Annotated in this window: 23 protein-coding genes; 1 reads left to right on the forward strand and 22 read right to left on the reverse strand. The window is 47.0% G+C overall.

Features of this window, described 5'->3' with window-relative positions; genetic code table 11:
* Positions 1-57, forward strand: coding sequence for an IS1 family transposase (locus tag DW56_RS23170; protein WP_003032489.1), 57 nt, complete (start codon positions 1-3; stop codon positions 55-57).
* A 997-nt stretch (positions 58-1054) separates the two neighbouring features.
* Here the strand turns inward: DW56_RS23170 and gndA are convergent.
* From gndA to fcl, 22 genes are all read right to left on the reverse strand, one after another.
* Positions 1055-2458, reverse strand: a complete 1404-nt coding sequence (gene gndA / locus DW56_RS12535) for an NADP-dependent phosphogluconate dehydrogenase (RefSeq protein ID WP_024553483.1) — start codon at positions 2456-2458, stop codon at positions 1055-1057.
* Between the two features lie 103 nt (positions 2459-2561).
* Positions 2562-3335 (reverse strand): glycosyltransferase family protein, encoded by a 774-nt coding sequence (locus DW56_RS12540; RefSeq protein ID WP_024553484.1) that lies wholly within the window; start codon positions 3333-3335, stop codon positions 2562-2564.
* Positions 3332-4240, reverse strand: a complete 909-nt coding sequence (locus DW56_RS12545; RefSeq protein WP_024553485.1) for a glycosyltransferase family 2 protein — start codon at positions 4238-4240, stop codon at positions 3332-3334. The genes DW56_RS12540 and DW56_RS12545 overlap by 4 nt, the downstream gene beginning before the upstream one ends.
* Positions 4233-5069 (reverse strand): NAD-dependent epimerase/dehydratase family protein, encoded by an 837-nt coding sequence (locus DW56_RS12550; protein WP_024553486.1) that lies wholly within the window; start codon positions 5067-5069, stop codon positions 4233-4235. Before DW56_RS12550 ends, DW56_RS12545 begins: the two co-directional genes overlap by 8 nt.
* A gap of 2 nt (positions 5070-5071) precedes the next feature.
* Positions 5072-6946, reverse strand: coding sequence for a rhamnan synthesis F family protein (locus tag DW56_RS12555; RefSeq protein WP_024553487.1), 1875 nt, complete (start codon positions 6944-6946; stop codon positions 5072-5074).
* The gene (locus tag DW56_RS12560) at positions 6947-7693 is read right to left on the reverse strand and encodes an ABC transporter ATP-binding protein (protein WP_024553488.1); all 747 of its coding nucleotides are present in this window, start codon (positions 7691-7693) and stop codon (positions 6947-6949) included.
* Between the two features lies 1 nt (position 7694).
* Complete coding sequence (locus DW56_RS12565; protein ID WP_024553489.1) at positions 7695-8468, reverse strand: ABC transporter permease; 774 nt, start codon at positions 8466-8468, stop codon at positions 7695-7697.
* A gap of 3 nt (positions 8469-8471) precedes the next feature.
* Positions 8472-9329, reverse strand: a complete 858-nt coding sequence (rfbD, locus tag DW56_RS12570; RefSeq protein WP_024553490.1) for a dTDP-4-dehydrorhamnose reductase — start codon at positions 9327-9329, stop codon at positions 8472-8474.
* Entirely contained in the window at positions 9326-9862 is a 537-nt protein-coding gene (gene rfbC / locus DW56_RS12575) for a dTDP-4-dehydrorhamnose 3,5-epimerase (protein WP_029589826.1), read from the reverse strand. The genes rfbD and rfbC overlap by 4 nt, the downstream gene beginning before the upstream one ends.
* Entirely contained in the window at positions 9862-10734 is an 873-nt protein-coding gene (gene rfbA / locus DW56_RS12580) for a glucose-1-phosphate thymidylyltransferase RfbA (protein ID WP_024553492.1), read from the reverse strand. The genes rfbC and rfbA overlap by 1 nt, the downstream gene beginning before the upstream one ends.
* A 10-nt stretch (positions 10735-10744) precedes the next feature.
* Complete coding sequence (rfbB, locus tag DW56_RS12585; RefSeq protein WP_024553493.1) at positions 10745-11809, reverse strand: dTDP-glucose 4,6-dehydratase; 1065 nt, start codon at positions 11807-11809, stop codon at positions 10745-10747.
* 436 nt (positions 11810-12245) lie between these two features.
* Positions 12246-13136, reverse strand: coding sequence for a UTP--glucose-1-phosphate uridylyltransferase GalF (gene galF, locus DW56_RS12590; protein ID WP_024553494.1), 891 nt, complete (start codon positions 13134-13136; stop codon positions 12246-12248).
* Between the two features lie 172 nt (positions 13137-13308).
* A complete protein-coding gene (gene wcaM, locus DW56_RS12595; protein ID WP_024553495.1) occupies positions 13309-14724 on the reverse strand; it encodes a colanic acid biosynthesis protein WcaM in 1416 nt (471 codons plus the stop codon).
* A 13-nt stretch (positions 14725-14737) separates the two neighbouring features.
* Positions 14738-15958 carry a colanic acid biosynthesis glycosyltransferase WcaL gene (gene wcaL, locus DW56_RS12600; RefSeq protein ID WP_024553496.1) on the reverse strand — a complete coding sequence of 407 codons (1221 nt, stop codon included), beginning with the start codon at positions 15956-15958 and terminating at the stop codon, positions 14738-14740.
* A complete protein-coding gene (gene wcaK / locus DW56_RS12605; protein WP_024553497.1) occupies positions 15955-17235 on the reverse strand; it encodes a colanic acid biosynthesis pyruvyl transferase WcaK in 1281 nt (426 codons plus the stop codon). Before wcaK ends, wcaL begins: the two co-directional genes overlap by 4 nt.
* A gap of 38 nt (positions 17236-17273) precedes the next feature.
* Entirely contained in the window at positions 17274-18752 is a 1479-nt protein-coding gene (locus DW56_RS12610; RefSeq protein WP_024553498.1) for an MOP flippase family protein, read from the reverse strand.
* A 9-nt stretch (positions 18753-18761) separates the two neighbouring features.
* On the reverse strand, positions 18762-20156 hold the full coding sequence (wcaJ, locus tag DW56_RS12615) for an undecaprenyl-phosphate glucose phosphotransferase (protein ID WP_024553499.1): 1395 nt from the start codon (positions 20154-20156) through the stop codon (positions 18762-18764).
* 181 nt (positions 20157-20337) lie between these two features.
* Positions 20338-21708, reverse strand: a complete 1371-nt coding sequence (cpsG, locus tag DW56_RS12620) for a colanic acid biosynthesis phosphomannomutase CpsG (RefSeq protein ID WP_024553500.1) — start codon at positions 21706-21708, stop codon at positions 20338-20340.
* 109 nt (positions 21709-21817) lie between these two features.
* Positions 21818-23260: a mannose-1-phosphate guanyltransferase gene (gene cpsB, locus DW56_RS12625; RefSeq protein WP_024553501.1), complete on the reverse strand. Its 1443-nt coding sequence runs from the start codon at positions 23258-23260 to the stop codon at positions 21818-21820.
* Between the two features lie 2 nt (positions 23261-23262).
* Positions 23263-24486, reverse strand: a complete 1224-nt coding sequence (gene wcaI, locus DW56_RS12630) for a colanic acid biosynthesis fucosyltransferase WcaI (RefSeq protein ID WP_024553502.1) — start codon at positions 24484-24486, stop codon at positions 23263-23265.
* Positions 24483-24962 carry a GDP-mannose mannosyl hydrolase gene (locus DW56_RS12635; protein ID WP_024553503.1) on the reverse strand — a complete coding sequence of 160 codons (480 nt, stop codon included), beginning with the start codon at positions 24960-24962 and terminating at the stop codon, positions 24483-24485. The genes wcaI and DW56_RS12635 overlap by 4 nt, the downstream gene beginning before the upstream one ends.
* Before the next feature lie 3 nt (positions 24963-24965).
* On the reverse strand, positions 24966-25931 hold the full coding sequence (gene fcl, locus DW56_RS12640; RefSeq protein ID WP_024553504.1) for a GDP-L-fucose synthase: 966 nt from the start codon (positions 25929-25931) through the stop codon (positions 24966-24968).
* Positions 25932-25933: the final 2 nt, after the last annotated feature.

Raw genomic sequence — 25933 nt, forward strand, 5'->3', positions numbered from 1 at the left:
GTGGAGCTGCATGACAAAGTCATCGGGCATTATCTGAACATAAAACACTATCAATAAGTTGGAGTCATTACCGCTTATTTTTATTTTTAAACAATGGACATCTATCCGGTGATAACGAACACTGGAAAATGGTTCTTTCAATAACTGGGCTTGATGGTTTTTTCTTGTATCGCATGCACAATTACTACCTTGTCGGCGAATGGTACACTGGGTATATTTTACTCACCTATCTTTTGTTTCCCTTCTTATTAATAGGTATTCGGTTTAACCCCATCATTACGTTTATAGTAGTTATGCTTATATTTGTCGGGCTCTATGTAAATTACAACAATCTATTTAAAGTGTATATAAATTGCAACCCTCTAATGCGTTTACCAGATTTTTTGTTTGGAATGTTATTCTCTCGCTTTATTTACCCTGTTCAAAAGCGATTCACTTATTGTGGAATTATCTCATGCATCACCTTTATTATATTGATCACTTTTTTTTAAAAATCTTCCTTCTCAATTATATATGCTTATCTTTGGATGTTGCCTGTACTCTATTCTGGCAATGTTATTTAACTTCTTGAAAGATGTAAAATTATTGGTTGCACCTGTCAATGAACTTGCAGGATTGACCTTTATTGCATTCCTGCTACATCACCAGATTATTTATTTTTTGTTTGCGAAGTTAAATTACAGCCAAATGAGCGCTATAGAAGCAATTTACTTTTTTTCCTCAATATGCATTTTAAGTTTAGGATCAGCTTATATTATTAAACCTTACATAGCCAAACTAGAGAATTCCTTTAGAAAAATGCTATTGAGATAACAAAATCCTGATCATTTTTATAAGCCATGGCTTTTTAATGCTATGGCTTATAACCAAAAAGCCAGCCTGCCCAATTAAGATAAAAATTATTTATAAAAAATAAAAATACACAACCAAGCAAATCTCATAATATCTTACGATATAAACTAAATGCTTTCACAAAGAATATGATAGAGACAGCTATATCTTGCTGGCAATAGATGCCCTATTGCCAGCATAACTATTTCCCAAGTAGTTTATATTAAATCCACTCGGTGTGGAACACACCTTCTTTATCGGTACGCTTATAAGTATGCGCGCCGAAGTAGTCACGCTGTGCCTGGATCAGGTTGGCAGGCAATACCGCTGCACGGTAGCTGTCGTAATACGCAATCGCAGCAGAGAAAGTCGGCGTAGGAATGCCGTTCTGTACTGCATAGGAGACCACATCACGCAGCGCCTGCTGGTATTCATCAGCAGCTTTCGTGAAGTAAGGCGCCAGTAGCAGGTTAGCAATGGAGGGGTTCTCTGCGTAAGCATCGGTGATTTTTTGCAGGAACTGGGCGCGAATAATACAACCAGCGCGGAAGATCTTCGCGATTTCGCCGTAGTTCAGATTCCAGTTGTGCTCTTGCGAAGCTGCGCGCAGCTGAGAGAAACCCTGAGCGTAAGAGACGATCTTACCGAGATACAGCGCGCGGCGTACTTTTTCGATAAATTCAGCTTTATCGCCAGCAAAAGGTTTTGCCTGCGGGCCACTCAGCACTTTAGAAGCGGCCACACGCTGCTCTTTCAGTGAAGAGATATAACGCGCAAAGACAGACTCAGTAATCAGGGACAGCGGTTCGCCCAGATCCAGAGAACTCTGGCTGGTCCATTTACCGGTGCCTTTGTTTGCCGCTTCATCTAGAATGACATCGACCAGGTATTTACCTTCTTCATCTTTTTTAGTGAAGATGTCTTTAGTGATATCAATCAGGTAGCTGCTCAGTTCGCCTTCGTTCCACTCAGAGAAGGTCTTCGCCAGCTCTTCGTTGGAAAGGTTAAGGCCATGCTTCAGCAGAGAGTAGGCTTCGGCAATAAGCTGCATATCGCCGTATTCAATGCCGTTGTGAACCATCTTAACGTAATGACCTGCGCCATCCGGACCGATATAGGTCACGCATGGCTCGCCTTCTGCCACTGCTGCGATTTGCTTAAGAATTGGCGCGACCAGTTCGTACGCTTCCTTCTGACCTCCAGGCATAATGGAAGGCCCTTTTAACGCCCCCTCTTCACCGCCTGAAACGCCAGTACCGATAAAGTTAAAGCCTTCTTCAGAGAGTTCCCGGTTGCGACGAATAGTGTCCTGGAAGAAAGTGTTGCCGCCATCAATGATAATGTCGCCTTTATCAAGATAAGGCTTCAGGGAATCGATGGCTGCATCAGTACCCGCGCCTGCTTTCACCATTAACAGGATGCGACGGGGCGTCTCAAGAGACTCAACAAATTCTTGCACCGTATAGTAAGGAACCAAGTTCTTGCCAGGGTTCTCAGCGATAACTTCTTCCGTTTTTTCACGGGAACGGTTGAATACGGAAACGGTATAGCCACGGCTTTCGATGTTGAGCGCCAGATTGCGCCCCATCACGGCCATACCAACAACACCGATCTGTTGCTTAGTCATTATCTACTCCTGTTAGGTTACGTTCGATACATTCATCGAAGTTACCATTAACATTATCATAATTTTCCCGCCCGGTAATCAACGGAAATTCATAAAAAGAGCTTTATCTGGAATATTTATTAAGGTATCGAAAATTTTTAAAATATAACAGGAATATGCTTTTAATATGCCACACTAAATGTCTATTTAGAATATTTCTATTTTGATGTTGCGTAAAATGTATCGCTTTAATGCTAGGCAAATAATATGCTTTGAAACCTTTCTTGTGCGCTCTCAAACAAAGGTCTAAATCTTCGCAGTACATAAAATATGATTCATCAAAACCCCCTATCGCTTCAAAAACATTACATTTAATGGCAATAAATGAACCAGCAAACCAATCAACTTTAGTAGGTTGTGTTATTTTGCTTCTATCCACTACACTTTTATTGACATTAAATAAAAAAGAAGAAATAAAATCACCTATTTTAGGAAACGAACGTATAGAAGGGTCTCTATTAATATATTTTTCGTCCGTATAAAGATCTATACTAAACAAATCGTATTTATTCTGCTTATGTATATATACAAGCTCCATTATTGATTTTTCAGTAATGATGACATCTGGGTTCAGAAAAATATAATAATCGCCTTGCTTTACAAAGTTATTGTTACGTAAATAATTAACAATTTCATTATTATTAGCAGAAAAACCCTTAGGTACACCTGAGAAGAAGTAGGGTATTTCCCTTTCAAAGCAATAATTTTTTAGAGCTGATGAACCGAGATTATCTTTGATATAAAATTTGTAATCTTGCGAATTAAGGACTCCTATGCCTTTTAGTAGATTTAAAATATAATCATCATGTCCATGACTGACTAAAATAAAATGAATCATGATTTTTTAAAGGCATCTCTAATTGATTTGACGTAATTATTCAAATACCTTTTATCTTTGGTGTTCAAGAATAGTATTGCCTGATGAATTAAAGAAAAAAGTATTTCCCTTAGAGACATTAATAATGGGACATGATGCATTCCCAGTAATCTAAAACCATTTCGGACTCGATAATAACGTCTCCATGGTGAATGCACGGGTATTCGATAACTTAAAAAACTGAAGTTAGCATCACCAATTTCATGTTCTAATTTAACATTAGGAGCCATAAAAATAGCATAACCTAGTGATTTACTTCTTAGACACCACTCAGTATCCACATAATCGATAAAAAGTTCCTCGTTCATTAAACCAATTGTGCTAATGCTGGCATTATTGATAAGCATCCCAGACGCAATTAGACATGATACTGGAACTGGACTCTTATGTGTAACATCAGGCACAAATTTTTTACGGAAGCCGTATTTATTCAATATTACAAATGAATAATTGAAATCATATCGTGAATCATACAGATTAGGGCCAATTGCACTTACTTTTCTAAATTCATTGATCTGATAATAACTAAAAACCAATTTCTCAATAAAATCATCTTGAGGCAAGCTATCCTGATCAAACAATAATGTAAATGAACAGCCCGAAGCTATTGATAATTTGATACCTTGATTCTGGGCCGCAGCTATTCCTAAATTGGTCTTATTAAATATGGGAGTGACCGTATCCTGGCTTGCCGAAATTTGCATTATTTCAGCTACATTATTACTATTATTGTCGACAAGATAAATTTGATTGCATTTATTGTTCAATGCAGCCAATAACAACTTTAACTTAACAAGTTCTGGATTAAAAGTAACAATCACGACAGCAACATCAATGCCGTGATTTTTGATAGAATTATTAAACATTATGCATTAATTCATTGATAATTCTGGAGCTACCCCACACTGCCGGTGAGTCATATTCTCGTGAAGGAAATACATTGTATTGTGGTTTGATTTTTAAATCATTATCTTTTATAAATTTCTCAACGGTAGTTTTCAAACTAATTGGTTTGCCACTACAGCAATTAATTACACCCGTAACTTTTTCTTGAGTAGCAGCTACAACAATTTGTTGTGCTAAAGTATCAATATTAATGAAATCGTAAAGCATTTCGCCACTATTCAATGGAAAAGTTTCTTTATGATCCTGCTCAGCTTTAAGGATTTTAGAAAATATAGAATTACTATTTATATCATCTCCTAATATATAATACATACGAAGCCATTTAATTTTGACATCGTATCTCTCTGCTAGGTATAAGCTTGCCTGACGAAGAAAATTTTTTGCTATTCCATATGGATTAATAGGATTACATGGCGTTGTACTATCTATTTCACCTACATAATAACCAATTTCATGCATAGTTCCAGCAACAGAAATATTCTTAACGCCAGCCATCATGAGATATTCAAGGAATTTAAGATGATGAATTACATTATTTAGATGGCAATCATCATGATGATTAAATCCCGACTGCCAAGCAAGATGGATCACCGCATCTATATTAGAAAATGTATTTATAACATCTTCTTTGGTGGCAGAAAGAATATCCATATCTATCAATTTTTCATTTTTCTCAATAAACTTATTTGGATAAACAACGCTTATTGGTTGATGACCATTTGCAATAATGGATTTGACTACATGTTTACCAATATATCCAGAGGCACCAGTAACTGCAATTTTATTCATCTTCAACGGTTCCATTTATAAGCAATTTTATAGAGTTTCAGTGCTACTTTATATGGCCATTTGAGAAGTTTACCACCGCGTGGATACCGACTCATAATTTTGTCTTTGAGAATGCTTACGGCCATTGCCATACATCCATGCAATGATCTCAGGCGCATATTGGCGAGGTTAGCTGTTTGATAACTTACATCCCCATTTGGAAGTTGAGACATTACACTTTGATATTTGAATTCTAATTTAGAATAATTCTTTTCTGCTGAACGCGTCGTCATAAAACAATAGTAGAAATAACCTGAACTGGCAGTAGCATAACCGATTAAGCGCTCGAGAACATGTGCCAGACCACCATCTACATGCGCCGGTTCTTCATTGAAATCTTCCCATTTCCATGGATAATTAAATATAGGTTCTAAAGCCTCCGGCTTAAACCAAAACATAGTGCCATAGGGCGCTACGGGCGTGTTATCATCAAACGGAATTTTAATTTTTAATTTATCTGCCCAATATTCGCAATTAGGTCGATTCGAGAACCAAGAGTGACCATGTGTAGGATATGAAATATGGACTACAGGTGGCATTGCTAACCCAATCTTATTCTTATCCATAAAGCTTATCAAATTACTAACATATTCTGGGCTTGCCAACAAGTTATCATAAAGATGTTCCTTAAAATGGTTAGCAGAGTTAACGCCATTTTGAGGAGATTTTTTTGAATGTAAGCGGCATATATAGTCGTAGATTCCGGGTTTGCAAATATCTTTAAAGGTTATGAACAGCGCAGACATATCACGTCCGCGATTCTTTTCGACTACCCTGACTTCACTTTTTTTAATAAAAACCAAATTCTTTAAGGCTTCTTCAAGAATAACCTTATTGGCTTTTGTTGCGGTAGATATATATATATCAAAAGGAACGGGAATGTTTCTGATATGTTTTTCAATCTCCGCAAACATTTCCGGATAATAAAGATGCGCAACTACGGCAATTCTTTTATCTTTTATTTCATATAATTTGCCATCTGTAGGTAATATTTTCAACAATTCCAAGTTTGTATATAGCGTCCTGGGCTTAACAGTTCTTAAAATGTTATCATTAATTAGATTGACATCATAATATCCACCATCTTGAATTTTTGAATATACTGCGTTTAAATCTATTGCGTTTATATCCAACCATAGCGGGTCATGAAAAAACAATCTTCTTTTAAGAATAGGACATCTATTTTCCAGCGCTTTATTAATATCTATGAAAGTTGCATAAGGTGAGGGATAATGCTCAGCTGGCAAATAACTGTAGGATTTAAAACCTTTATCTTCAAAATATTTAGTAAACCTGGACTCATGCTGTAAAATTGATTCCGTATAACTGTTAATCATTGGCATTGTTTGCCAATAATTAGAAAACTCTGGCGATGAAAGTAATTTCTTTTTTACAGCAATAAAATGCGATTGTATATGTTTAGGCAGTACACCATGTCCCGTGAAAGGGTTAGGTACCATTTTGTCATGCTCACTGATGCCCCAAAAATCGCAATCAGAGTTTCCGGCTGCTTCAAAAAGCTCTGCAAAAGGATATATTGGGCCAAAAAAAGTATAATTTAAAAGAATTAATTCATCATATTCTTCAGCAAGTTGCTGATAGCCATACAGCTCCATGCCTTCCTTATAGCCCCATACATCAAAACCGATATTTTCTCGACAAAATATTTGGTCAGCTACTTTTTCTAACTTATTACGTCCTTCGTATGTTAATGACGAGTTAGAAATAACAACGATCTTATCTACAAATTCACGTAGCGCAGACAACTTATATGGTATGTAATCATCAACTATACCATCCTGATCGTAAAATAAATAAAAAGCGATCCTTTTAGTCATTTATTGAAATTCCTTATTGAGATATCTTGTGATAATAATTTGGGGTTCACCATCTGCAATCAAATTCCCATGATCAAGCCAAATGACCCTGTTACACAATTCAAGAAGAAGATCTGTTTGATGGGATACAAAAACCATAATATTTGAATCCTCAATCATTGACTTCATTCTCGCCTGAGCTTTACTTACAAATTCTGCATCGCCACCAGCAAACAATTCATCCAATATCAATATATCAGGTTGCACTGCTGTAGAAATGGCAAACGCTAATTTTAAATACATACCTGTTGAGTAATATTTTACTGGAGTATCGATGAACTCTGCCAGTTCCGAAAAAGTGATAATCTCTTCTTCTATGCTTTTCAAATATTTTTTGTTATAGCCAAGGATGGCGCCATTTAAATAAATATTTTCTCGCCCACTTAATTCCGGATTAAAACCTGCCCCAATTTCCAAAAGCGGTGCTACATTTCCTTTTATCGATACCGAGCCTTTTGTTGGTTCATAGATCTTACATAATAACTTCAGTAAACTGCTTTTCCCTGCTCCATTATGCCCTACGATACCTATGCGATCCCCATGATTTATTTCTAAGCTTATATTATTGATTGCAGTGAAATTTTCAGTCGTACTGCCATGATATTTATCCTTAAAGGCATTAGCAAACATTTCCTTTAATGAACTCTGTTTATTCTTATGAAGATCAAATACAAGAGACACATTATTAAGAGTGATTTTAGAATTCATTTTAAAGCCTAAAAATAACTTTTGAACTATTTTTGTTAAAAAACCATACGCCTATAAATAAAGTTATAATACTTATACTAATGCATAGCATAAAGTTATCAAAACTCGGCAATTCACCATTATATATAGGCTTTCTAAACATTTCTAAGAAGTAGTAAAGTGGATTACATGTAAATACTTCATGAAACATTTCAGGAATAGCCGTTATAGGGTAAATAATAGGAGTTGCGAAGTATAGCGCTTGTAATATGACACCGATTAAATATTGCATATCACGGAAATATACTGACAATATAGACAATATCAGAGATATCCCAAGGGTAAACATCGTAAGAACTAAAAGTGAGATTGGCAAAAACAATAATGAAGATGTAAGCTTAGCACCTAAAAACAATGCTATTATAAACAAGCATATAGTACTTAAAAAGGAGTCGATTAGAGTAGTGGTTACTGTAGCAATTACAAAAATTTGTTTAGGAAGATATATTTTTTTAAAAAGCGATTCATTTGCTATTAAAGCTGAGGAGGATTGATTAAGTGAATTTGAAAACACTGCCCATGGTATCATTCCAGAAAAAAGAAATATAGCATAATCATTGATTTGAAACTTCATTACCATTGAAAATACTACCGCTATGATTGCCATATTCAGTAGTGGATTCAACAATGTCCATAAAAAACCAAATACTGTTCTACGATAACGCAGCGTAATCTGTTGATGAATCAACTGCAATAAAACTGTTCGAAATGCTATTGTTTCCCTAAAGAACTTCATACATTATCTCTCAACAAGTTCTAGATTATGAATTGCCAATTGAACTCCTTTTTCCAGGTTTGATAATTGAATACCTAAGTTTAATATTTTAGTGCAATCCATTACACTAAATTGTGGCCTTTTAGCTACACTTTGAAATTCATTCGATGAAACCTTCTGTATTATCGCATCTCTTTTGTTCATTGCGCTGGCTATCATTTTGGAAAAATCATACCAACTTAAGGAAGTATCTCCCGAATAGTGATAAATACCGCCAGGCAAGTTTTTAATATAAGAGAGTTGATATAACACCTTAGCGATATCGTTTGCATAAGTGGGACAGCCAATCTGATCAGCAACTACTTTAATTTCTTTTTCTTGATCTATTAGATTACTGATCGTCTTAAGAAAGTTTTGCCCATATTCACTATAAACCCAAGAAGTACGAAGAACTATAGCATCACCATTCTCTTCTAAAACTGCGATTTCGCCTTTCCTTTTACTATCACCATAAACATTAATAGGACAGCATTCGTCTGTTTCTTTATAGGGTAAAAATGATTGCCCATCGAAGACATAATCAGTAGACATATGAAAAAAACTAGCGCCACATAGCTTCGCCGCTCTTGCCATCAAGCGCGCGCCATTAACATTTACTGAGTAAGCTTTTTCTTTTTCGTTTTCTGCATTATCGACCAAGGTATAAGCGGCAGCATTGATAATTATTGTGGGCTTGAAATTACAGACTATTCTTTCAATATCGCTCTCACGAGTGATATCGAGCATAACCTTATCGGCAAAAAGCGTCTCCCACCCAGCGGGAGTATACTGGGTGAGACTATGACCTAACTGCCCTTTTGCTCCCGTAAGCAGCAATCTCATTTATAAAGATTCACCAAACTAATACCGTTTTTATCTTTTTCTGACAAAATAGGGTTTTCAATAGGCCAATCAATATTTACTGTTTTATCATTCCAGATAAGACATGCCTCATGCCGAGGATTGTAGTAATCGGTACATTTGTATTCAAAATCAGCAGAATCTGAAAGCACAACAAAGCCGTGTGCTAAACCAGGCGGGATCCAAAATTGTTTTTTATTTTCTTCCGAAAGAATGACACCTTCCCATAAACCATAAGTGGGCGAGTCTGGACGAATATCAACAGCAACGTCAAAAACTTTTCCGCTGACGACACGAACCAATTTCCCTTGCGGATTGATTCGTTGAAAATGTAAACCGCGCAAAACATTTTTTTGTGAGCGAGAATGATTGTCCTGGACAAATTCCAAATCAGTTTCTAACATTTCTTTATAACGAAGTCTTTCATAGGTTTCCAGAAAGAAACCACGTTCATCACCATAAACTTTTGGTTCAATTATTTTTACATCGGCTATTTTTGTATTCAGAACTTTCATTAATATCTACCTTTTGCCAAAAACTGTAAGTATTTCCCGTATGATGTTTTTTTAAGTTCTTCTGCTCGGGATAATAACTCGTCAATTCCAAGCCAACCATTACGAAATGCGATCTCTTCTAAACAAGCGACTTTAAGCCCTTGTCTATTTTCAATAGTATGTACGAAGTGAGATGCTTCTAATAAACTTTCATGTGTACCAGTATCAAGCCATGCGAAACCACGCCCCAATAATTCGACTTTCAAGGTTCCATGTTCTAAGTACATTTGATTAATGCTAGTAATCTCTAATTCTCCACGCTCAGAGGGTTTTACTTCCTTAGCATAATCAACAACATTTTCGTCATAGAAGTATAAGCCTGTCACAGCCCAATTTGATTTTGGATGGACAGGTTTTTCTTCAATTGACATGGCATTATAGTTTTTATCAAATTCAACAACACCAAATCTTTCAGGGTCCTGAACTTGATAACCGAATACTGTTGCGCCAGTGACAAGATTAGCTGCGGCTTCGAGTTTTTGACCAAAACTTTGACCAAAGAAAATATTGTCTCCAAGTATCAGGGCCGACTTGTCCCCACCGATGAAAGCCTCGCCTATTAAGAAAGCCTGAGCTAAACCATCAGGAGATTGCTGTATGGCATAGGAAAGGGAAATACCAAACCTGGAACCATCACCTAACAAACGCTGAAAACCCGATATATCCTCAGGCGTACTTATTAGAAGTATATCTCTGATGCCTGCTAACATTAACACAGAGATCGGATAATAAATCATCGGCTTATCATAAACAGGCAGTAACTGTTTCGATACACCTTGGGTGATAGGATACAAACGTGTTCCCGACCCGCCAGCCAATACAATTCCTTTCATATTTATAATCTCAGTTCGTTAAGCCTAAGCGTTCGCCTGCGTAAGAGCCATCCAACACACGCTGCCACCATTGTTTATTATCGAGGTACCAATGCACAGTTTTCTCGATACCGGTTTCAAAGGTTTCTTCTGGAACCCAACCGAGATCATTTTTGATCTTGGTTGCGTCAATAGCGTAGCGCATGTCGTGACCGGGACGATCGGTCACGAAGGTGATTAAATCAGCGAAGCTTGAAATACCGTTGGGTTTATTCGCGATCAGTTTATCGAGGATTGCACAGATGGTTTTAACTACGTCAATGTTTTTGCGTTCGTTATGACCACCAATATTATAGGTTTCACCGATTTTGCCCTCGGTGGCTACTTTGTATAGCGCCCGTGCATGATCTTCAACATATAACCAGTCACGGATTTGTGATCCATCTCCATACACAGGTAGAGGTTTACCAGCTAACGCATTCAATATTACTAGTGGAATGAGCTTCTCTGGAAAATGGTAAGGGCCATAGTTATTTGAGCAGTTCGTTATCACTGTCGGCAGGCCATATGTGCGATTCCACGCTCTTACCAGATGATCGCTGGATGCTTTTGATGCCGAATATGGACTACTCGGTGCATAAGGTGTCTCTTCCGTGAATAAATCATCGGTGCCATGCAGATCGCCATACACCTCATCAGTGGAAATATGATGAAAGCGAAAAGTGGCTTTCTTATCTGCTGCCAATTTTGAATAATAATTACGAGCAGCGTCTAAAAGCACAAAAGTCCCAATAACGTTGGTATGAATAAAATCGGCCGGACCATCGATTGAGCGATCAACATGGCTTTCTGCCGCGAGATGCATCACGATGTCTGGGGCATATTCATCAAATAATTGAATGATTTTTTTGCTATCTGTAATGTCTGTATGGGAAAAACGATAGCGTGAATCTTGTTCGATAGGTGCCAGCGATTCAAGATTGCCAGCATAGGTAAGGCTATCAACAACTAAAACCTCATCCTTTGTGTTATTGATAATGTTACGTACAACTGCGGAACCAATGAATCCCGCCCCACCTGTAACCAAAATCTTCATAGTATCGCTTGACCTGTGTAATTTTGCTTATTGATTTGATATTTAAGGTTAAATTTCCGTGCTAGCATGCCTGTTTAAGCACGCTACCGCCCCTGGCTATCGCAGCCAGAGCGCGTAAGGCTTCGTCGTTTATAAGTACACTTGGTAAAAATACCGATATTGCCTTAAATTAAGGCAAATAGGCTATGAAAAGTCACGTCAGGTATTTTTTTACGAAGGGCACTGTACCCACACATAATGAGTAGACATTAGAATCGGTGTCTTTGATCAGGAGAAACATAAATTTCACTTTCATGCAATAAATTTTTACACCAAAATATCACATCACTAACTACAGCTTTAGCGTTATGCAAGCTGGACGCCATTAGAATATCTCAAAACAAACGGTCGCCCCATAATTTCATGAGCAACCGTTTTTTCCATCCATGCTTATCAATTAAGCAAGCAGCTTCTTGATGCTTTCGCGGAACTTCTGCCCTTCTTTCAGATTACGAAGGCCATAGTTCACAAACGCCTGCATGTAGCCCATTTTTTTGCCGCAGTCGTAGCTTTCGCCCGTCATCAACATGGCTTCGACCGGCTGTTTTTCATTGATACGCGCGATCGCATCCGTTAACTGGATACGGCCCCACGCGCCCGGCTCGGTTTTCGCCAACTCTTCCCAGATATCTGCGGAAAGCACATAGCGCCCTACCGCCATCAGGTCGGAATTCAGCGTCTGCGGCTGATCGGGTTTTTCGATGAAATCAACGATACGGCTGACTTTGCCTTCGCTATCCAGCGGATCCTGAGTCGTAATAACCGAGTATTCGGACAGATCGCCCGGCATACGCTTCGCCAGAACCTGGCTGCGGCCGGTTTCGTTGAAACGCGCCACCATAGCGGCAAGGTTATAACGCAGCGGATCGGCAGTCGCGTCATCAAGAATGATGTCAGGCAGCACAACCACAAACGGATTATCACCGACAACCGGACGAGCGCAAAGGATAGAGTGACCAAGACCAAGCGGCTGCGCCTGGCGGACGTTCATGATAGTTACCCCAGGCGGGCAGATTGACTGCACTTCCGCCAGAAGCTGACGCTTAACACGCTGTTCGAGCAGCGCCTCAAGTTCATAAGAGGTGTCGAAATGGTTTTCCACTGCATTTTTCGAAGAGTGGGTCACCAGTACAATTTCTTTGATGCCCGCAGCTACAATCTCATCGACAATGTATTGAATCATTGGCTTATCGACGATCGGCAGCATTTCTTTCGGAATGGCTTTTGTGGCCGGCAGCATGTGCATACCTAAACCAGCCACCGGGATTACCGCTTTCAAATTAACCATTTACTTTGTCACCTCAAAATTGGGTTGATGAATTATAGACTTTTGAAATCTCATTACCAGCATGAAATGTCAAAAGTTGACGCTTTACCGAGGTGTGACTCATTTCTCTTTACTTAAAATATGATGCTTTCTTTTGAGCAGGTCTCAGAATCTTCGCAAAGTGGCGAAATGGCTATTTTTGCGCTACCGATAGCTTAAAATTCAGCCTTTGCGCGCTGACATGCTGCTGATCCACCCGGTCGATATCCACTGACTCTTGCCCTCTTTCGTTAATTGCATGAATATTCGCCAGTGAGAGCAGCGTGTCTTCCTTCGCCATGAAACGCCCCCGCACATCTTTTCGCAGGTCAAAGTGCATTTTCAGCGCCGGCCCCACGGCAGAGTCCTGCATAACGCTAATATTTCTCAGGAACAGGTGCTGCGGCTTATTGTGCAGCTCAAGCGTAGCGCGCTTCATCGTCACGTTAGTGATAGCGACGAACGAGGTGGCGTTGCCGGAAGAGATTTGGATGCCCCGGCTTTTATAGGGCATGTGGGTGTTGTCGAGATGGATATCGTTAAGCTTGAAGTTTTGCGGTATCGAAAGGTAGTTGCCTTTAATCACGCCATAGCCAATCAACATACCGGCGCTGTTAGTCATATTTACCTGATCGATAATAAAGTTATCGCAGCCGTAAATAGCCACGGTTGCGTTATCGATGCCCGCTTTTTTACTGAAGGTGTGGTTTATATTTTTGGCATTGATGTTACGAATCACGAAATGCTTGCCGTTTTCAACATGCACCAGTTGCCGGCAATTGCTGCCGGTAATATTGGCAACCACAAAGTTTTTTACCGCCTGGCTCTCCGGGTAGTCGTTGTCATAGGTGCTGCCCGCAAGGCCAATGCCGATGCCCCAGTTAATTTTGCCGTTCGTACAGTCAATATGGTCGATAACATGGTCGGAGATCAGGATGTCGCTGTCGTTGATAGCCACGTTCCACTCAATCGCGTCGCCCTGTAAGTGCGTAAAACGACCGTTGGTAATGCGCACCCCTTCCATCTTGTCGCGAAACCCCTGGCGCAAAATGCCGTAGTTCGCATCATGCACCGTGATGTTATCGATAAGAAGGTTACGCATCGTGACCGGCTCTTTCTGGCCGATATAAATCTGCGCCACCGGGCCAAAGCCGCTTAAATCGACCCCTTTAATAACGCAGTCGGAGCCGCGCACATCAAGGGTGATATTGTGCAGACGGCCGCCCTCTTCTCCCACCACCTGGCTGCCGTCCTGTAAAACAAAGCGGCCTTTACCGTTACCCTTTATGCCGCCGCGCACCAGCAGGGTTTTACCTGGTGGAATAAACACCGCGCCGTTAACGTTGTCACATACCGTATCGGCAGGCACTTCTACCGTCTGCGCCTGCGCAAAAGCCTGTTTAAAGGCGGCGATCATATCGGTTTTGTCATAGCGGGCGATGCTGACGCTATCAGCACGGGTTTGCGCACGGGCGGCAAGCGGGAAGAGCGGCAGGATAGCCAGCGCGGAGCTGGCTTGCAGAAGGGTGCGGCGGGAAAGGGAAGGTGACAATTTTATCTCTTTACGCATAGTACCTCAGGCTCTATAGCGCTTGCAGCAAACCGGCAAGCTCTCGATAAATGACCTGCTGATTGAAGTCGGTTTCTACTTTTTGTCGGGCATGGCGTAGCATGGGCCGAAGCTCTTCTTCGCGCAGGCTGGCGAATGTCTGTAAACGCTCCGCCAGCGCTTCGGCGTCGTTCTCCGGCACCAGCCAGCCCGATTTCCCCGCGTCGATAAGCTCAGGAATGCCGCTGTGCAGCGTGGAAACCACCGGAATGCCGACGGCCATCGCTTCCATTAACGCAACCGGGATGCCTTCCATATCGCCATCGGCGCCCGTTATGGAAGGGAGCAGGAAGAGATCGGCCTGGTCCAGCAGCGCCTTGACCTCATGGCTTGGCTTAAAGCCCGGCATAAAGACCTGGTCTTCCAGACCATGCTGCTGGATCAACGCGCGAAGGCGCTGCTCCCAGGGGCCGATGCCCAGAATGTTGTAACGAAAGTTCACCCCGCGCGCCTTCAGCAAACGGCAGGCCTCTATGGCCACATGCAGCCCTTTTTTCTCGGTCAACCGCGCAACAGAGATAATCTCAAGCGGCGAACCGGGCACCTTCAGCGGACGCAGGGAAAACTTATTCATGTCCACGCCCATGCGCGATACCACGATTTTTTCATCCGGGCAGCCCATCGCTTTCAGGCGGCTTGCCCACAGTTCGCTGATGGGCAACATCAGGTCGCCGCGGCGAAAAAGCTGTTGATACTCCGGCGTATAGCGCGCCAGCGCGTCGCGGTGAGAAATATCGATGCCGTGAAAAACAGTGGCGATTTTGCCGCGCAGAATGCCAAGCTCTCGCAGTTTGGCGGCCGTCACGCCTGCCGGGCCAAAATGTGCGATAAAAACATCGGCAACCACAGGCGCTTTTACTCGCCCGCAAATGGCGGAAAGGATCAGGTTACGCGCTTCGTCGCCGTAGCGTTTTTTATCAAGCGCCTTCCAGGTACGGGGGCGCAGCGCCCCCTTCAAGGTGTTGCCCGCCCGCGATTTCAGTTTCGCCAGTTTGCCTTCGGGCTCGTCCAGCAGCCAGGTGGTTTTTTGTGCAAGCCCATACTGCGTAAACGCCGCGTGGGTGTTCTGCATATCCCCTTTTTGCAGAGCGACAATCTCTACCTCGTACCCCATGTCGATAAAACCGACAATCTGATTAAGTACAAAGGTTTCAGATGCCAGCGGGAATTTCAGCAGAAAGAAACCGACCTTCATTTTCCCTCCCCGGCCCGCTGCAATACGTCCTGCACCATTCGCAGACCGTGTTCGCGCTCGGCCTGCACCGCCTGATCCAGGCGCTGGTTGATTTCCGGCAGTTTCTCCAGCGTTTCGCTAACCTTCTGCTGTAGCGAACCATCAAGCAGATTACGGATCTCAACCGCCATCTCCGGCATGCCGAGCTGTTTCATGATGCCGGCGGACTTGTGCTCGTAGTTGATGGCGATAGCCGGGGTGCCGAAATTCATTGAAATAATGGCCGAGTGCAGGCGGGTGCCTACCGTCAGCTGGCAGGCGCCCAGCAGCTTGCCCATTTCCAGGTCGTTAAGTTCGTCCATCACCACATGATAATGCTCTGGCTGTTCAATCATCGACTTCAGGTTGAGCGCCACCATCCGGTCATCTTTGTTATAGCTGCCGATGCCGGTGCAGGTAGAAAGCGCCAGCACCTGGTAACCGTCGGCGATCAGCTGGTTAACCATGATGGCAAAGGCTTTTTCGTAGGCCTGCTGCGTCGTACCCAGACGCTTGTCGAAAGGCGCGAGATTGCGAAGGGTGATGGCGACAGTTTTACGCTGGCGAATAATGTCCAGCCAGTGATTGACCGCGTATTCCAGCGTCAAATCGTTCGCGTCGCGATCCACCAGCCAGGCGGTATCCACGCCCTGCTCTACCTTTTGCGTACTGATGCCCGCTTCTTCCATTAAGTCGCGGCTCACCGTTTCGCGCAGCACCAGCGCATCGGCATTGCTGAAAACATGATTCGCCACTTCATTAAACTGCGGGTCGTTAAACGGGCCCACGCTGTGGCCAATCATGTAAATGGGTTTTTTCGCCATAAAGCTGCACAGCGCATGTTCAAACTGCGAAACACCGTAGAGATCGACAAAGAACGAGCCGCCCACCTGGATAATGGCGTCATACTGCTCAAGCGTATCAACAAAATCGGTAAAGGCTTTCGGTACGGAAACATTGCTGAGCCTGCCGCGCTGCGTCACTTTCGCCAGCAACACCTTATGCTGGTACTTACGGCGCAGCACTTTTTTTACCCGGCCCATGACGCCTGCGGCGTTATTAGCCTGTTTCATATGTTCATAGAGGCCATCTTTCATCACCGGTCGGCCCAACAAACTTGCGGAACTTACCGGATAGCGGCTCATCACATCGATGTCGACGCGCTTATCCAGCGTATGGATAGCGTCGATAAGGCCGCGGAGAATGGCGCTATCGCCGCGGTTGCCGCAGGTATGATTACCCAAAATTAAAATTTTCATTATGACCTCGTCATCTTAACTACAGCGCGCTTTGCCATTCAGCTCACGCGCAATAAGGCTTTCAACTTGTCGCTACGGCACAGCTGACGCTTAATCTCCAGCACCAGAGGTTCACGAGAAAAAAGCAAAGTCAGCGCAAACGCCGCGACGCCAGCAACCACCTGAAGGATCAGCAACGCCGCAAAAGGGAGTTGCCCTGGGAAAAAATATCCCAGTCCGCCACTCACCAGCACGGTGGGTATAGATAAGCGGAACGGTAACCAGATGCTGTAAATGTAGTCACGATAACTGGGTCCAAGTATCGGTTTGATAAGGACAAAATAGGTCAATACGGTATTTATTATCTGCACCGACAAAAAGCCGATGGTCACGCCCAAAACGCCGCCCCAATGGCCGCCAAGCACAATGGCGGGCACAAACAGCAACGTTTTAAACAGGTTGAACTTAAAGCTAATATCCATGCGCGCTTTCGCCATCAGCAGCGAACCGATAGGGTTGCCAATCGCCCGCAGCAGCCCAACGATGCACAGCAGTTGCAGCACCGGCGTTATAAACAGCCAGCGCTCGCCGAACACCACCCGCACGAAAGAGTCGGCAACCACCATCAGCCCCAGCAGCGCCGGGAAGTTAATAATGCCGACCATGGAGATAAGCTTGTAGTAATTCACCCGCAGCTTTTCCGTGTCGTCCTGAATTTTGGCGAAAGCCGGAAACAGCACGCGGGTAATAATCGGGTTGAGTTTGGCAGGCGGGATCACCGCCAGGTTATAGGCGAGGTTAAAGCCCCCTGCCGCGCCGGCACCGAGAATACGCGCCAGCACAAGCGTTGAGAGGTTGGTATTGATGTAGTTCACCACGCTGTCGGCTGTCAGCCAGGCGCCGAACTTCAGGTTCGAGGCGACGGAAGGCAGCGAGAAATGCAGGCCGGGCCGATAAATTTTGCGCCCGGCGAAACCAAACAACGCCGTGCGCACCACCGTATTGACCAGGTAACCAATAATCGCGGTCAGCGCCACCGGCCAGTAATGGGCGCTGATAACGGTAAAGGTGAAGCCCGACAACACCGCCAGGGTTTCAATCATGCCGATTTTGTTAAATTCCAGCTCCTTTTGCATCAGGGCGCGGAACTGCTGGCCGTGTGGGATCACCACAAACGCGAAGGCCAGCGTTTTAATCAGCGGTGAAAGATCGGGGTTGTGCAAAAGCGTAGCGATAACCCCGCTCAGCGAGAAAACCACCACGCAGACCAGTATGCCAAGCCCGACATTCAGCCAGTAGAGCGTCGTCAACTCAAGATGACTGATCTCTTTACGCTGGATAATCGAGTTGGCGATGCCGAAGTCGGAAAGCGTATCGGCCAGGGCGATGATCACCAGCGAAATAGTCAGCAAGCCGAACTGGTGGTTATCCATCAGGCGGGCCAGCCACGTCATCTGTAAAAGTCCAAGAACGATGATGATGACGGTGGAGATAGCGGACCATTTGGCGCCGCTGATGGTTTTTTCTCTAAGGCTCATGACAAATCCTTAATATGCCGCTTTGTTCACAAAGCCTTTGAAGATAGTGAGAAAGACGATTTTGATATCGAGCCACAGGCTCCACTCGCGAATGTACTCAAGGTCAAACTCGACGCGTTTCTCCATCTTCTCCAGAGTATCGGTCTCGCCGCGCCAGCCGTTGATCTGCGCCCAGCCGGTAATGCCAGGTTTCACTTTATGGCGCAGCATGTAGCCTTCAATCAGCGCGCGGTACTGCTCGTTATGCGCTACCGCATGCGGACGCGGGCCGACAATCGACATCCCGCCGGTCAGCACGTTGATAAACTGCGGCAGCTCATCAAGCGAGGTGCGGCGCAGGAAGCTGCCCACTCTGGTGACGCGCGGGTCGTTTTGCGTGGCCTGAACAACCACCGCATCGTTTTCCATCACCCGCATGGAGCGGAACTTCCACACTTTAATCGGCTTGCCGTCCATCCCGTAGCGGGTCTGGCGGAAGATAATCGGGCCGGGCGAGCTGGCTTTCACGGCAATGGCGATACACAGCAGCACCGGTGAAATCAGCAGCAGGATCAGCGAGGAGAGAATGATGTCCTCAATACGCTTGAGCACGCGGTTAATGCCGGAAAGCGGCGTATCAAACAGCGGCACCACCGGCACGCCGTTCACCTCATCCAGACGCGAATGCAGAATGTTGAAGGTGAACACGTCGGGGATCATCATCACCGAGCAGGTGGTGTCGGAAAGATCGCGCACCAGCTTTTTAATGCTCGCGGCGTCGTTCATCGACATGGCGATATAAACATTATGAATTTTGCCCGCTTTCGCATCTTCCACCAGCTGTTCGGTGGTGCCCGCCCACTGCGGCGGCACGCCGTCCGGCAGCGGATCGTGGTAAACGCCCATCACTTCAAAGCCAAGCCACGGCTCATTGCGAAAGCTTTCCGCCAGCTCCTGGCCCACAGGCAAGGTTCCGGCGATAGCAACCCGACGCGTGTTGTAGCCCAGGTTGCGCAGCCAGCCTGCGCCAAAGCGAATAAAGCTGCGACAAACCACCATGCCGACGCTGGAAAGCAGATACCAGGCAAGATAGGTGCCGAAACTGATATTGAAATCATCGTTAAACGCCAGCAAGCCCGAGCTAAAGACCAGCGCCAGCGTCCAGTTTTGCAACAGCAGCATCAGCTCAGTCGAAATCTTCACACCGCGCCATGAGCGGTAGAAATCGGTGATGCCGCCGATCATCTGAAACACCACCAGCGCAATCAGGGCCATCAGCAGATGCATATAAAAGAAAGGCAAGCCGCTGAGCTGACACACCAGCCAAAGCCCGGTAAACATAATGGTGATATCAGAGAGCCGTTGCACCATGGAGATTAACGATGCATTCGTTTTAGCTCGTTCGCGCTTTTTTAGATTTGCCATCGTTGTACCTGTAGGGCGCCCAAAGGCGCTGTTAAGCGATCTCACCTTAATGCCCCTCCTGCCCTCCCCGCGCCGGGGAGGGTTCCGTTCCTGGTTCCTGAGAAACCGTTTTTCTTTTTTCCCTCTCGACAGAAGGCGCTCTCCCCTTTTACCTGCCGGGGCGAAGGTTGTGGCCGCCTGGTTACTGGTTCAGCAGCGCCAGGATCTCCCGTGTTTTAACCTGCATTAATTCCGTATTGCCGCGGGATTCCACGTTCAGCCGCACCACCGGTTCGGTGTTCGAGCTGCGCAGGTTAAAGCGCCAGTCGATAAATTCCATGCTGATGCCATCGGTGCGGTCGACAGAAAGCGCTTGCGAAGAAAAGTGGTTTTCCACACGCCCGATAGCCTGCGCCGGTTCAGCGAGCTTGCTGTTGATTTCGCCGCTCGCCGGGAAGGCGGCCATGCGGTCGCGCACCAGTTCGCCAAGCGTTTGTCCTTTCAGACACAGCAGTTCGGCGACCAGCAGCCAGGGGATCATCCCGCTGTCGCAATAGGCGAAATCGCGGAAGTAGTGGTGCGCGCTCATCTCGCCGCCGTAAATGGCATCTTCGTGACGCATACGCTCTTTAATGAAAGCGTGACCGGTTTTCGACATCACAGGCGTGCCGCCTGCGGCCTTGACCACGTCTACGGTGTTCCAGGAAAGGCGCGGGTCATGAATGATTTTCGCGCCGGGGTGTTTTTCGAGGAAAGCTTCCGCCAGCAGGCCGACAATGTAGTAGCCCTCGATAAACTGCCCGGTTTCATCGAACAGGAAGCAGCGGTCGAAATCGCCGTCAAAGGCGATGCCCATATCCGCGCCGTGCTCAATCACCGCGTTGCGGGTGTCGTCGCGGCATTCCGGCAGCAGCGGGTTAGGAATGCCGTTAGGGAAATTGCCATCCGGCGTGTTGTGCACCTTAATAAAACTCACCGGCGCGTTGAGCGCCTTTAAGCGAGCTTCCAGCGCATCCACTACCGGGCCTGCCGCGCCGTTGCCTGAATTAATAACCAGCTTCAGCGGCTTGAGGTTGTTTACATCAATGTAAGAGAGCAGGTGATCGATGTAAGCATCGCGCAGATCGATACGCTTGTAGCTGCCGCGCTTCGCCTCGTTGACAGGCGGGAAGTCGTTAGCTTCCGCCAGACGCTGTACGTCGCGAAGGCCAGTGTCGCCGCTAATCGGACGCGCGCCCTCGCGCACCAGCTTCATACCGTTATAGTCCATCGGGTTGTGGCTGGCGGTCACTTCGATGCCGCCGTCCACGCCCAGGTGGAAGGTGGCGAAATAGATCTCTTCGGTGCCGGAAAGACCAATATCCAGCACATCGACGCCCGCGTCCTGCAACCCTTTTGCCAGCGCAAGCTTCAGCGCTTCGCTTGTCAGGCGCACGTCGCCGCCCAGTACAATGGTTTTCGGCTTGAGGAATTCGCCATAGGCGCGACCGATACGCCAGGCGATATCTTCGTTCAGCTCCTCGCCCAGGCGGCCGCGAATGTCATAGGCTTTAAAACAGGTTAACTTTTCCATTTTTATCTCTTGATTCGTCTTTTTTTCGGAAAACCGTAATGCGCAGGTCTGCGAACTTCACGTTGCAAAAAGGGGTTAGCCCGTCTGCAACGTGAAAAACGTTGCAGAATCAGACGCGGCCGTAGCGGTCGGCAAACCGCACCACGTCGTCCTCTTCCAGATAAGCGCCGGACCGCACTTCAATCAGGTCGAGGGGAATTTTCCCCGGGTTTTCCAGGCAATGGGTGGCGCCGAGCGGAATGTAAATCGACTCGTTTTCGCCCAGCAGCGTGATCTCGTTATTGATGGTGACCTTCGCGGTACCCGCCACCACAATCCAGTGCTCGGCGCGATGGTGATGCATTTGCAGCGAAAGCCCCTCGCCCGGCTTCACGGTGATACGCTTCACCTGATAGCGTTCGCCTTCGTCGATAGAGTCATATTTGCCCCACGGGCGGTACACTTCGCGGTGGATATGGTGTTCGCGGCGGCCGTCATGCTTTATCTGCTCCACCACCTTTTTCACATCCTGCACGTGGTTGCGGTCGGCGATCAGCACAGCGTCTTTGGTTTGCACCACCACCAGGTCTTTCACCCCTACGGTGGTCACCAGGCCCGATTCGGCGTAAACGTAGCTGTTCTCAGTGTTGTGGCTGATAACATCGCCGTGATGCACGTTACCTTCCGGCGTGCGGTTTGAGATTTCCCAAAGCGACGACCAGGAGCCGACGTCGCTCCAGCCCGCGTCCATGGGCACCACGACCGCGTCAGCGGTCTTTTCCATCACCGCGTAATCCACAGACTCATCCGGGCAGGCCAGGAAAGCGGCTTCGTCCACGCGGATAAAATCGAGATCCGGGTCGACGACGCTCATCGCCTTCTCGCACGCCTGCAAAATATCCGGGCGGTATTTGGCAAGCTCTTCCAGATAACGCCCGGCGCGGAACAGGAACATGCCGCTGTTCCAGTAATATTCCCCGGTATTCACGTAAGCGCGGGCGGTCTCGAGGTTCGGTTTTTCGACGAACTGCGCCACGCTGAACGCCACGGCGTCCACGTTCTGTTCCGGGTTCACTACCTCGCCGCGGCGAATGTAGCCATATCCTGTTTCCGGTTGATCCGGCACGATGCCGAACGTGACAAGCTTGCCGCTTTCGGCAAACGGCATCGCCGCGCGCACCGCCTCGCGGAACGCCTCTTCGTTCTGGATAACGTGATCCGCCGCCAGCACCAGCATCAACGGATCGGCGTTCGGGCTGTTGCGCTGCGCCGCCAGCGCCGCCAGCGCAATGGCTGGCGCAGTATTACGCCCGGCAGGCTCAAGAATGATGTTTTCGGTCAGCTTGTTCAGCTCGCGCAGCTGTTCGGCGACGATAAAACGGTGCTGCTCGTTGCAGATAACCACCGGGCTTTCGCATTGCACGCCGTTTAAGCGGCAGACCGTCGCCTGCAACATGGTCAGATCCCCTTTCAGACAGAGGAACTGTTTTGGGTAAAGCACGCGGGAAAGCGGCCACAGACGGCTGCCGGAGCCGCCCGCCATAATGACTGGATAGAGTGTCGACTGACTCATGCTTAACCCCGAATATCAGCGATAAATTGACTTAACACGTTCTCTTTTTCGAGCGTGCGTTCGGCATATTCACGTGCCACCGTGTTGAATTTGGGCAGTTCCAGACAGGCTTCGATGCCCTGCACCAGCGCGGGCGTCGATTCCGGCTCAACGCAGACGGCGATGCCCGGGTAATTCAGGCAAAGCTGGCCCAGCTCGGTTTCGCTCTCGGCGGTGATAACCGCATTGCCGCCCACTGCCAGAATATTGGTGAGTTTGGAAGGCAATACCGCATCCGCCGCGCCGCGCTTCTGGATAACCAGATGGCAGTCGGCCATCTTTAACAGCGCCGGCAAGGCCTCGTAAGGCTGAAGCGGGAAGAAGCGCACGTTCGAGAGGCCGCGTTCCGCCGCCATTTTCTCAAGCCGCGCTTTGCCGCCGCCCTGGCCGACAATCACAAATTCCCAGGGCTTGTCTTTCAGGCGTTCCGCCGCTTCGATGGCGGTTTCCAGCCCCTGCTTTTCTCCAATGTTGCCGGAGTAAAGAATGATTTTTTTATCCGCCGGCAGGCCAAGCTGCTGGCGAAGCGCCGCCGCTTCCGCCTGCGTGACGTCGCGAAAGCGGGAAACTTCCGACCAGTTGGGGAAGAAAATAACGCGATCGTCCGGTACGCCCTTCTCTCTGGCTTTATTCATCATTGAACGAGAGATGGTCGAGACGTTATCGACGTTATGCAGACCGCTGCGCTCAAAGCGGCTAGCCAGGCGAGCGACTTTGCCGCCTTTGCCCTTGCCCGCCATGCCAAGACCGAGCATGGCGTCCACTTCGTAATCCTGAATGTGCAGCAGCGTTTTCGCGCCGGAAAGCTTCGCCAGCAGGCGCATGCCCGGCGTGCAGAACAGCGTCGGCACAACGCCGATAATGCGGTCCGGCTTCCAGCTTCGCTGCGCCAGCAGCGGGAAAAACGAGCTCGCCGCAAAGCTGCCTAAATGAATTAAACGTTTCAGCGTTGAAGGCTGCTTCGGCACATAGAGCGGGCAGCGCCAGACGGTGGCGGCGCCCTGCTCTTTTTTCCAGCGCCAGGCGGAGTAATTTTCCCCCACCTGCCACTGCGGGTAATAAGGAGGTGCGGTGATGACCCGCACCTCATGGCCCTGACGGGCCATCCATTCCACCATCTCGCCGGTGTACTTACCGATACCGGTCAGCTCCGGCGAGTAGTTGATGCCATAGACCAGAATCTTCATAGTCCCGGCGCCTCCGCCTGGCGTTCGGCAAGGAAATAGGCGCGGCTGTTGTCATGCACCTCTTCGCTTGCCGTTAGCTGTTCGGGCTTCATCCAGCGGTACGCATTGTGCTGGTCTGTCGGCAGGCTTAACGCCTCCTCGTTCACCCGCAGGCGAAAGCCCAGCACGATGTAGTGCGTGGAGAAATCCGTACCGGAGAAGTTGTCGTCATAAAAGTGCTGCCAGACGCCATAAAACTCCCCTTCTCCCATAGCGAAACGCTTGCCAAGCTCGGCCTGAGTCAGGCGCTCGAAGGCGTGCGCGAGCGGTTCGTCCTTCTGCACGCGCCCGCCCGGCACAAACCAGTAACCCTGCGCCGGACGGTTGTTGCGCTTGCCCAGCAGAAACTCCCCGCGCTCGTTCTCCACGATAAGATCAATGGAGATAAGCGGCGTGGAACGCACCACGGTGGCAAAGTCTTGCTGGCTTAAAAACATCGCTTACCCCCGGAACCGTTGCTGGTTTTCAAGGAACCACTGATAGGTGCTGGCAAGACCGGCTTCCAGCGTTACCTCGTGATACCAGCCCAGGCTGTGCAGGCGCTGCACATCCAGCAGTTTGCGCGGCGTGCCGTCCGGTTTGGTGGCGTCGAACACCACGCGGCCTTTGTAGCCCACCACTTTAGCGATGGTCTGCGCCAGTTCGCGGATGGTGCAGTCCACACCGGTGCCGACGTTAATGTGGGAAAGCATCGGCTCGGTGTTTTCCAGCCACACTTCATGCGCCAGCTCCATAACGTGGATGCTGGCTGCCGCCATGTCATCCACGTGCAGGAATTCACGCATCGGCGTACCGCTGCCCCACACCACCACATCCGGCGTATTGTCCTGCGTCGCCTCGTGAAAACGGCGCAGCAGCGCCGGGATCACGTGCGAATTGCTTGGGTGAAAGTTATCGTTCGGCCCGTACAGGTTGGTCGGCATCACGGAGCGATAGTCGCGGCCATACTGGCGGTTGTAAGACTCGCACAGCTTAATGCCTGCAATCTTAGCGATGGCGTACGGCTCGTTGGTCGGCTCAAGCGTTCCCTGCAACAACTCGCTCTCTTTAATCGGCTGGTTCGCCATCTTCGGATAAATGCATGATGAGCCGAGGAACAGCAGCTTATTCACGTCGTTCTTATGCGCCGCGTGAATGATGTTGCTCTCGATCATCATGTTTTCGTAGATGAAATCCGCCGGATAGGTGTTGTTGGCGACAATGCCGCCCACTTTCGCCGCCGCCAGATAAACCTGGTCGAGCTTCGCGTCGGCGAAGAAGGCGTCGACCGCCTTCCCGTCCAGCAGGTTTAGCTCATCGCGGCTTTTCAACACCAGTTCAACGTCGTCGCGCTGCTCAAGCTGGCGGACGATGGCCGAGCCCACCATTCCGCGGTGGCCGGCGACAAAAATACGTTGTTTTTTCATCC

Source organism: Franconibacter helveticus LMG 23732, from assembly GCF_000463115.2.
Taxonomy (GTDB): Bacteria; Pseudomonadota; Gammaproteobacteria; order Enterobacterales; family Enterobacteriaceae; genus Franconibacter; species Franconibacter helveticus.

What these genes read in the sequence shown, in the direction of transcription:
- cpsG (WP_024553500.1), bottom strand. Translation starts at nt 21,708, where the DNA reads ATGGAAAAGTTAACCTGTTTTAAAGCCTATGACATTCGCGGCCGCCTG.
- DW56_RS12545 (WP_024553485.1), bottom strand. Translation starts at nt 4,240, where the DNA reads ATGTTTAATAATTCTATCAAAAATCACGGCATTGATGTTGCTGTCGTG.
- wcaJ (WP_024553499.1), bottom strand. Translation starts at nt 20,156, where the DNA reads ATGGCAAATCTAAAAAAGCGCGAACGAGCTAAAACGAATGCATCGTTA.
- DW56_RS12565 (WP_024553489.1), bottom strand. Translation starts at nt 8,468, where the DNA reads ATGAAGTTCTTTAGGGAAACAATAGCATTTCGAACAGTTTTATTGCAG.
- rfbB (WP_024553493.1), bottom strand. Translation starts at nt 11,809, where the DNA reads ATGAAGATTTTGGTTACAGGTGGGGCGGGATTCATTGGTTCCGCAGTT.
- wcaK (WP_024553497.1), bottom strand. Translation starts at nt 17,235, where the DNA reads ATGAAAATTTTAATTTTGGGTAATCATACCTGCGGCAACCGCGGCGAT.
- wcaM (WP_024553495.1), bottom strand. Translation starts at nt 14,724, where the DNA reads ATGCGTAAAGAGATAAAATTGTCACCTTCCCTTTCCCGCCGCACCCTT.
- DW56_RS12550 (WP_024553486.1), bottom strand. Translation starts at nt 5,069, where the DNA reads ATGAATAAAATTGCAGTTACTGGTGCCTCTGGATATATTGGTAAACAT.
- fcl (WP_024553504.1), bottom strand. Translation starts at nt 25,931, where the DNA reads ATGAAAAAACAACGTATTTTTGTCGCCGGCCACCGCGGAATGGTGGGC.
- wcaL (WP_024553496.1), bottom strand. Translation starts at nt 15,958, where the DNA reads ATGAAGGTCGGTTTCTTTCTGCTGAAATTCCCGCTGGCATCTGAAACC.
- DW56_RS12560 (WP_024553488.1), bottom strand. Translation starts at nt 7,693, where the DNA reads ATGAATTCTAAAATCACTCTTAATAATGTGTCTCTTGTATTTGATCTT.
- galF (WP_024553494.1), bottom strand. Translation starts at nt 13,136, where the DNA reads ATGGTTAATTTGAAAGCGGTAATCCCGGTGGCTGGTTTAGGTATGCAC.
- DW56_RS12555 (WP_024553487.1), bottom strand. Translation starts at nt 6,946, where the DNA reads ATGACTAAAAGGATCGCTTTTTATTTATTTTACGATCAGGATGGTATA.
- DW56_RS12540 (WP_024553484.1), bottom strand. Translation starts at nt 3,335, where the DNA reads ATGATTCATTTTATTTTAGTCAGTCATGGACATGATGATTATATTTTA.
- rfbA (WP_024553492.1), bottom strand. Translation starts at nt 10,734, where the DNA reads ATGAAAGGAATTGTATTGGCTGGCGGGTCGGGAACACGTTTGTATCCT.
- wcaI (WP_024553502.1), bottom strand. Translation starts at nt 24,486, where the DNA reads ATGAAGATTCTGGTCTATGGCATCAACTACTCGCCGGAGCTGACCGGT.
- gndA (WP_024553483.1), bottom strand. Translation starts at nt 2,458, where the DNA reads ATGACTAAGCAACAGATCGGTGTTGTTGGTATGGCCGTGATGGGGCGC.
- rfbC (WP_029589826.1), bottom strand. Translation starts at nt 9,862, where the DNA reads ATGAAAGTTCTGAATACAAAAATAGCCGATGTAAAAATAATTGAACCA.
- DW56_RS12635 (WP_024553503.1), bottom strand. Translation starts at nt 24,962, where the DNA reads ATGTTTTTAAGCCAGCAAGACTTTGCCACCGTGGTGCGTTCCACGCCG.
- cpsB (WP_024553501.1), bottom strand. Translation starts at nt 23,260, where the DNA reads ATGAGTCAGTCGACACTCTATCCAGTCATTATGGCGGGCGGCTCCGGC.
- rfbD (WP_024553490.1), bottom strand. Translation starts at nt 9,329, where the DNA reads ATGAGATTGCTGCTTACGGGAGCAAAAGGGCAGTTAGGTCATAGTCTC.
- DW56_RS12610 (WP_024553498.1), bottom strand. Translation starts at nt 18,752, where the DNA reads ATGAGCCTTAGAGAAAAAACCATCAGCGGCGCCAAATGGTCCGCTATC.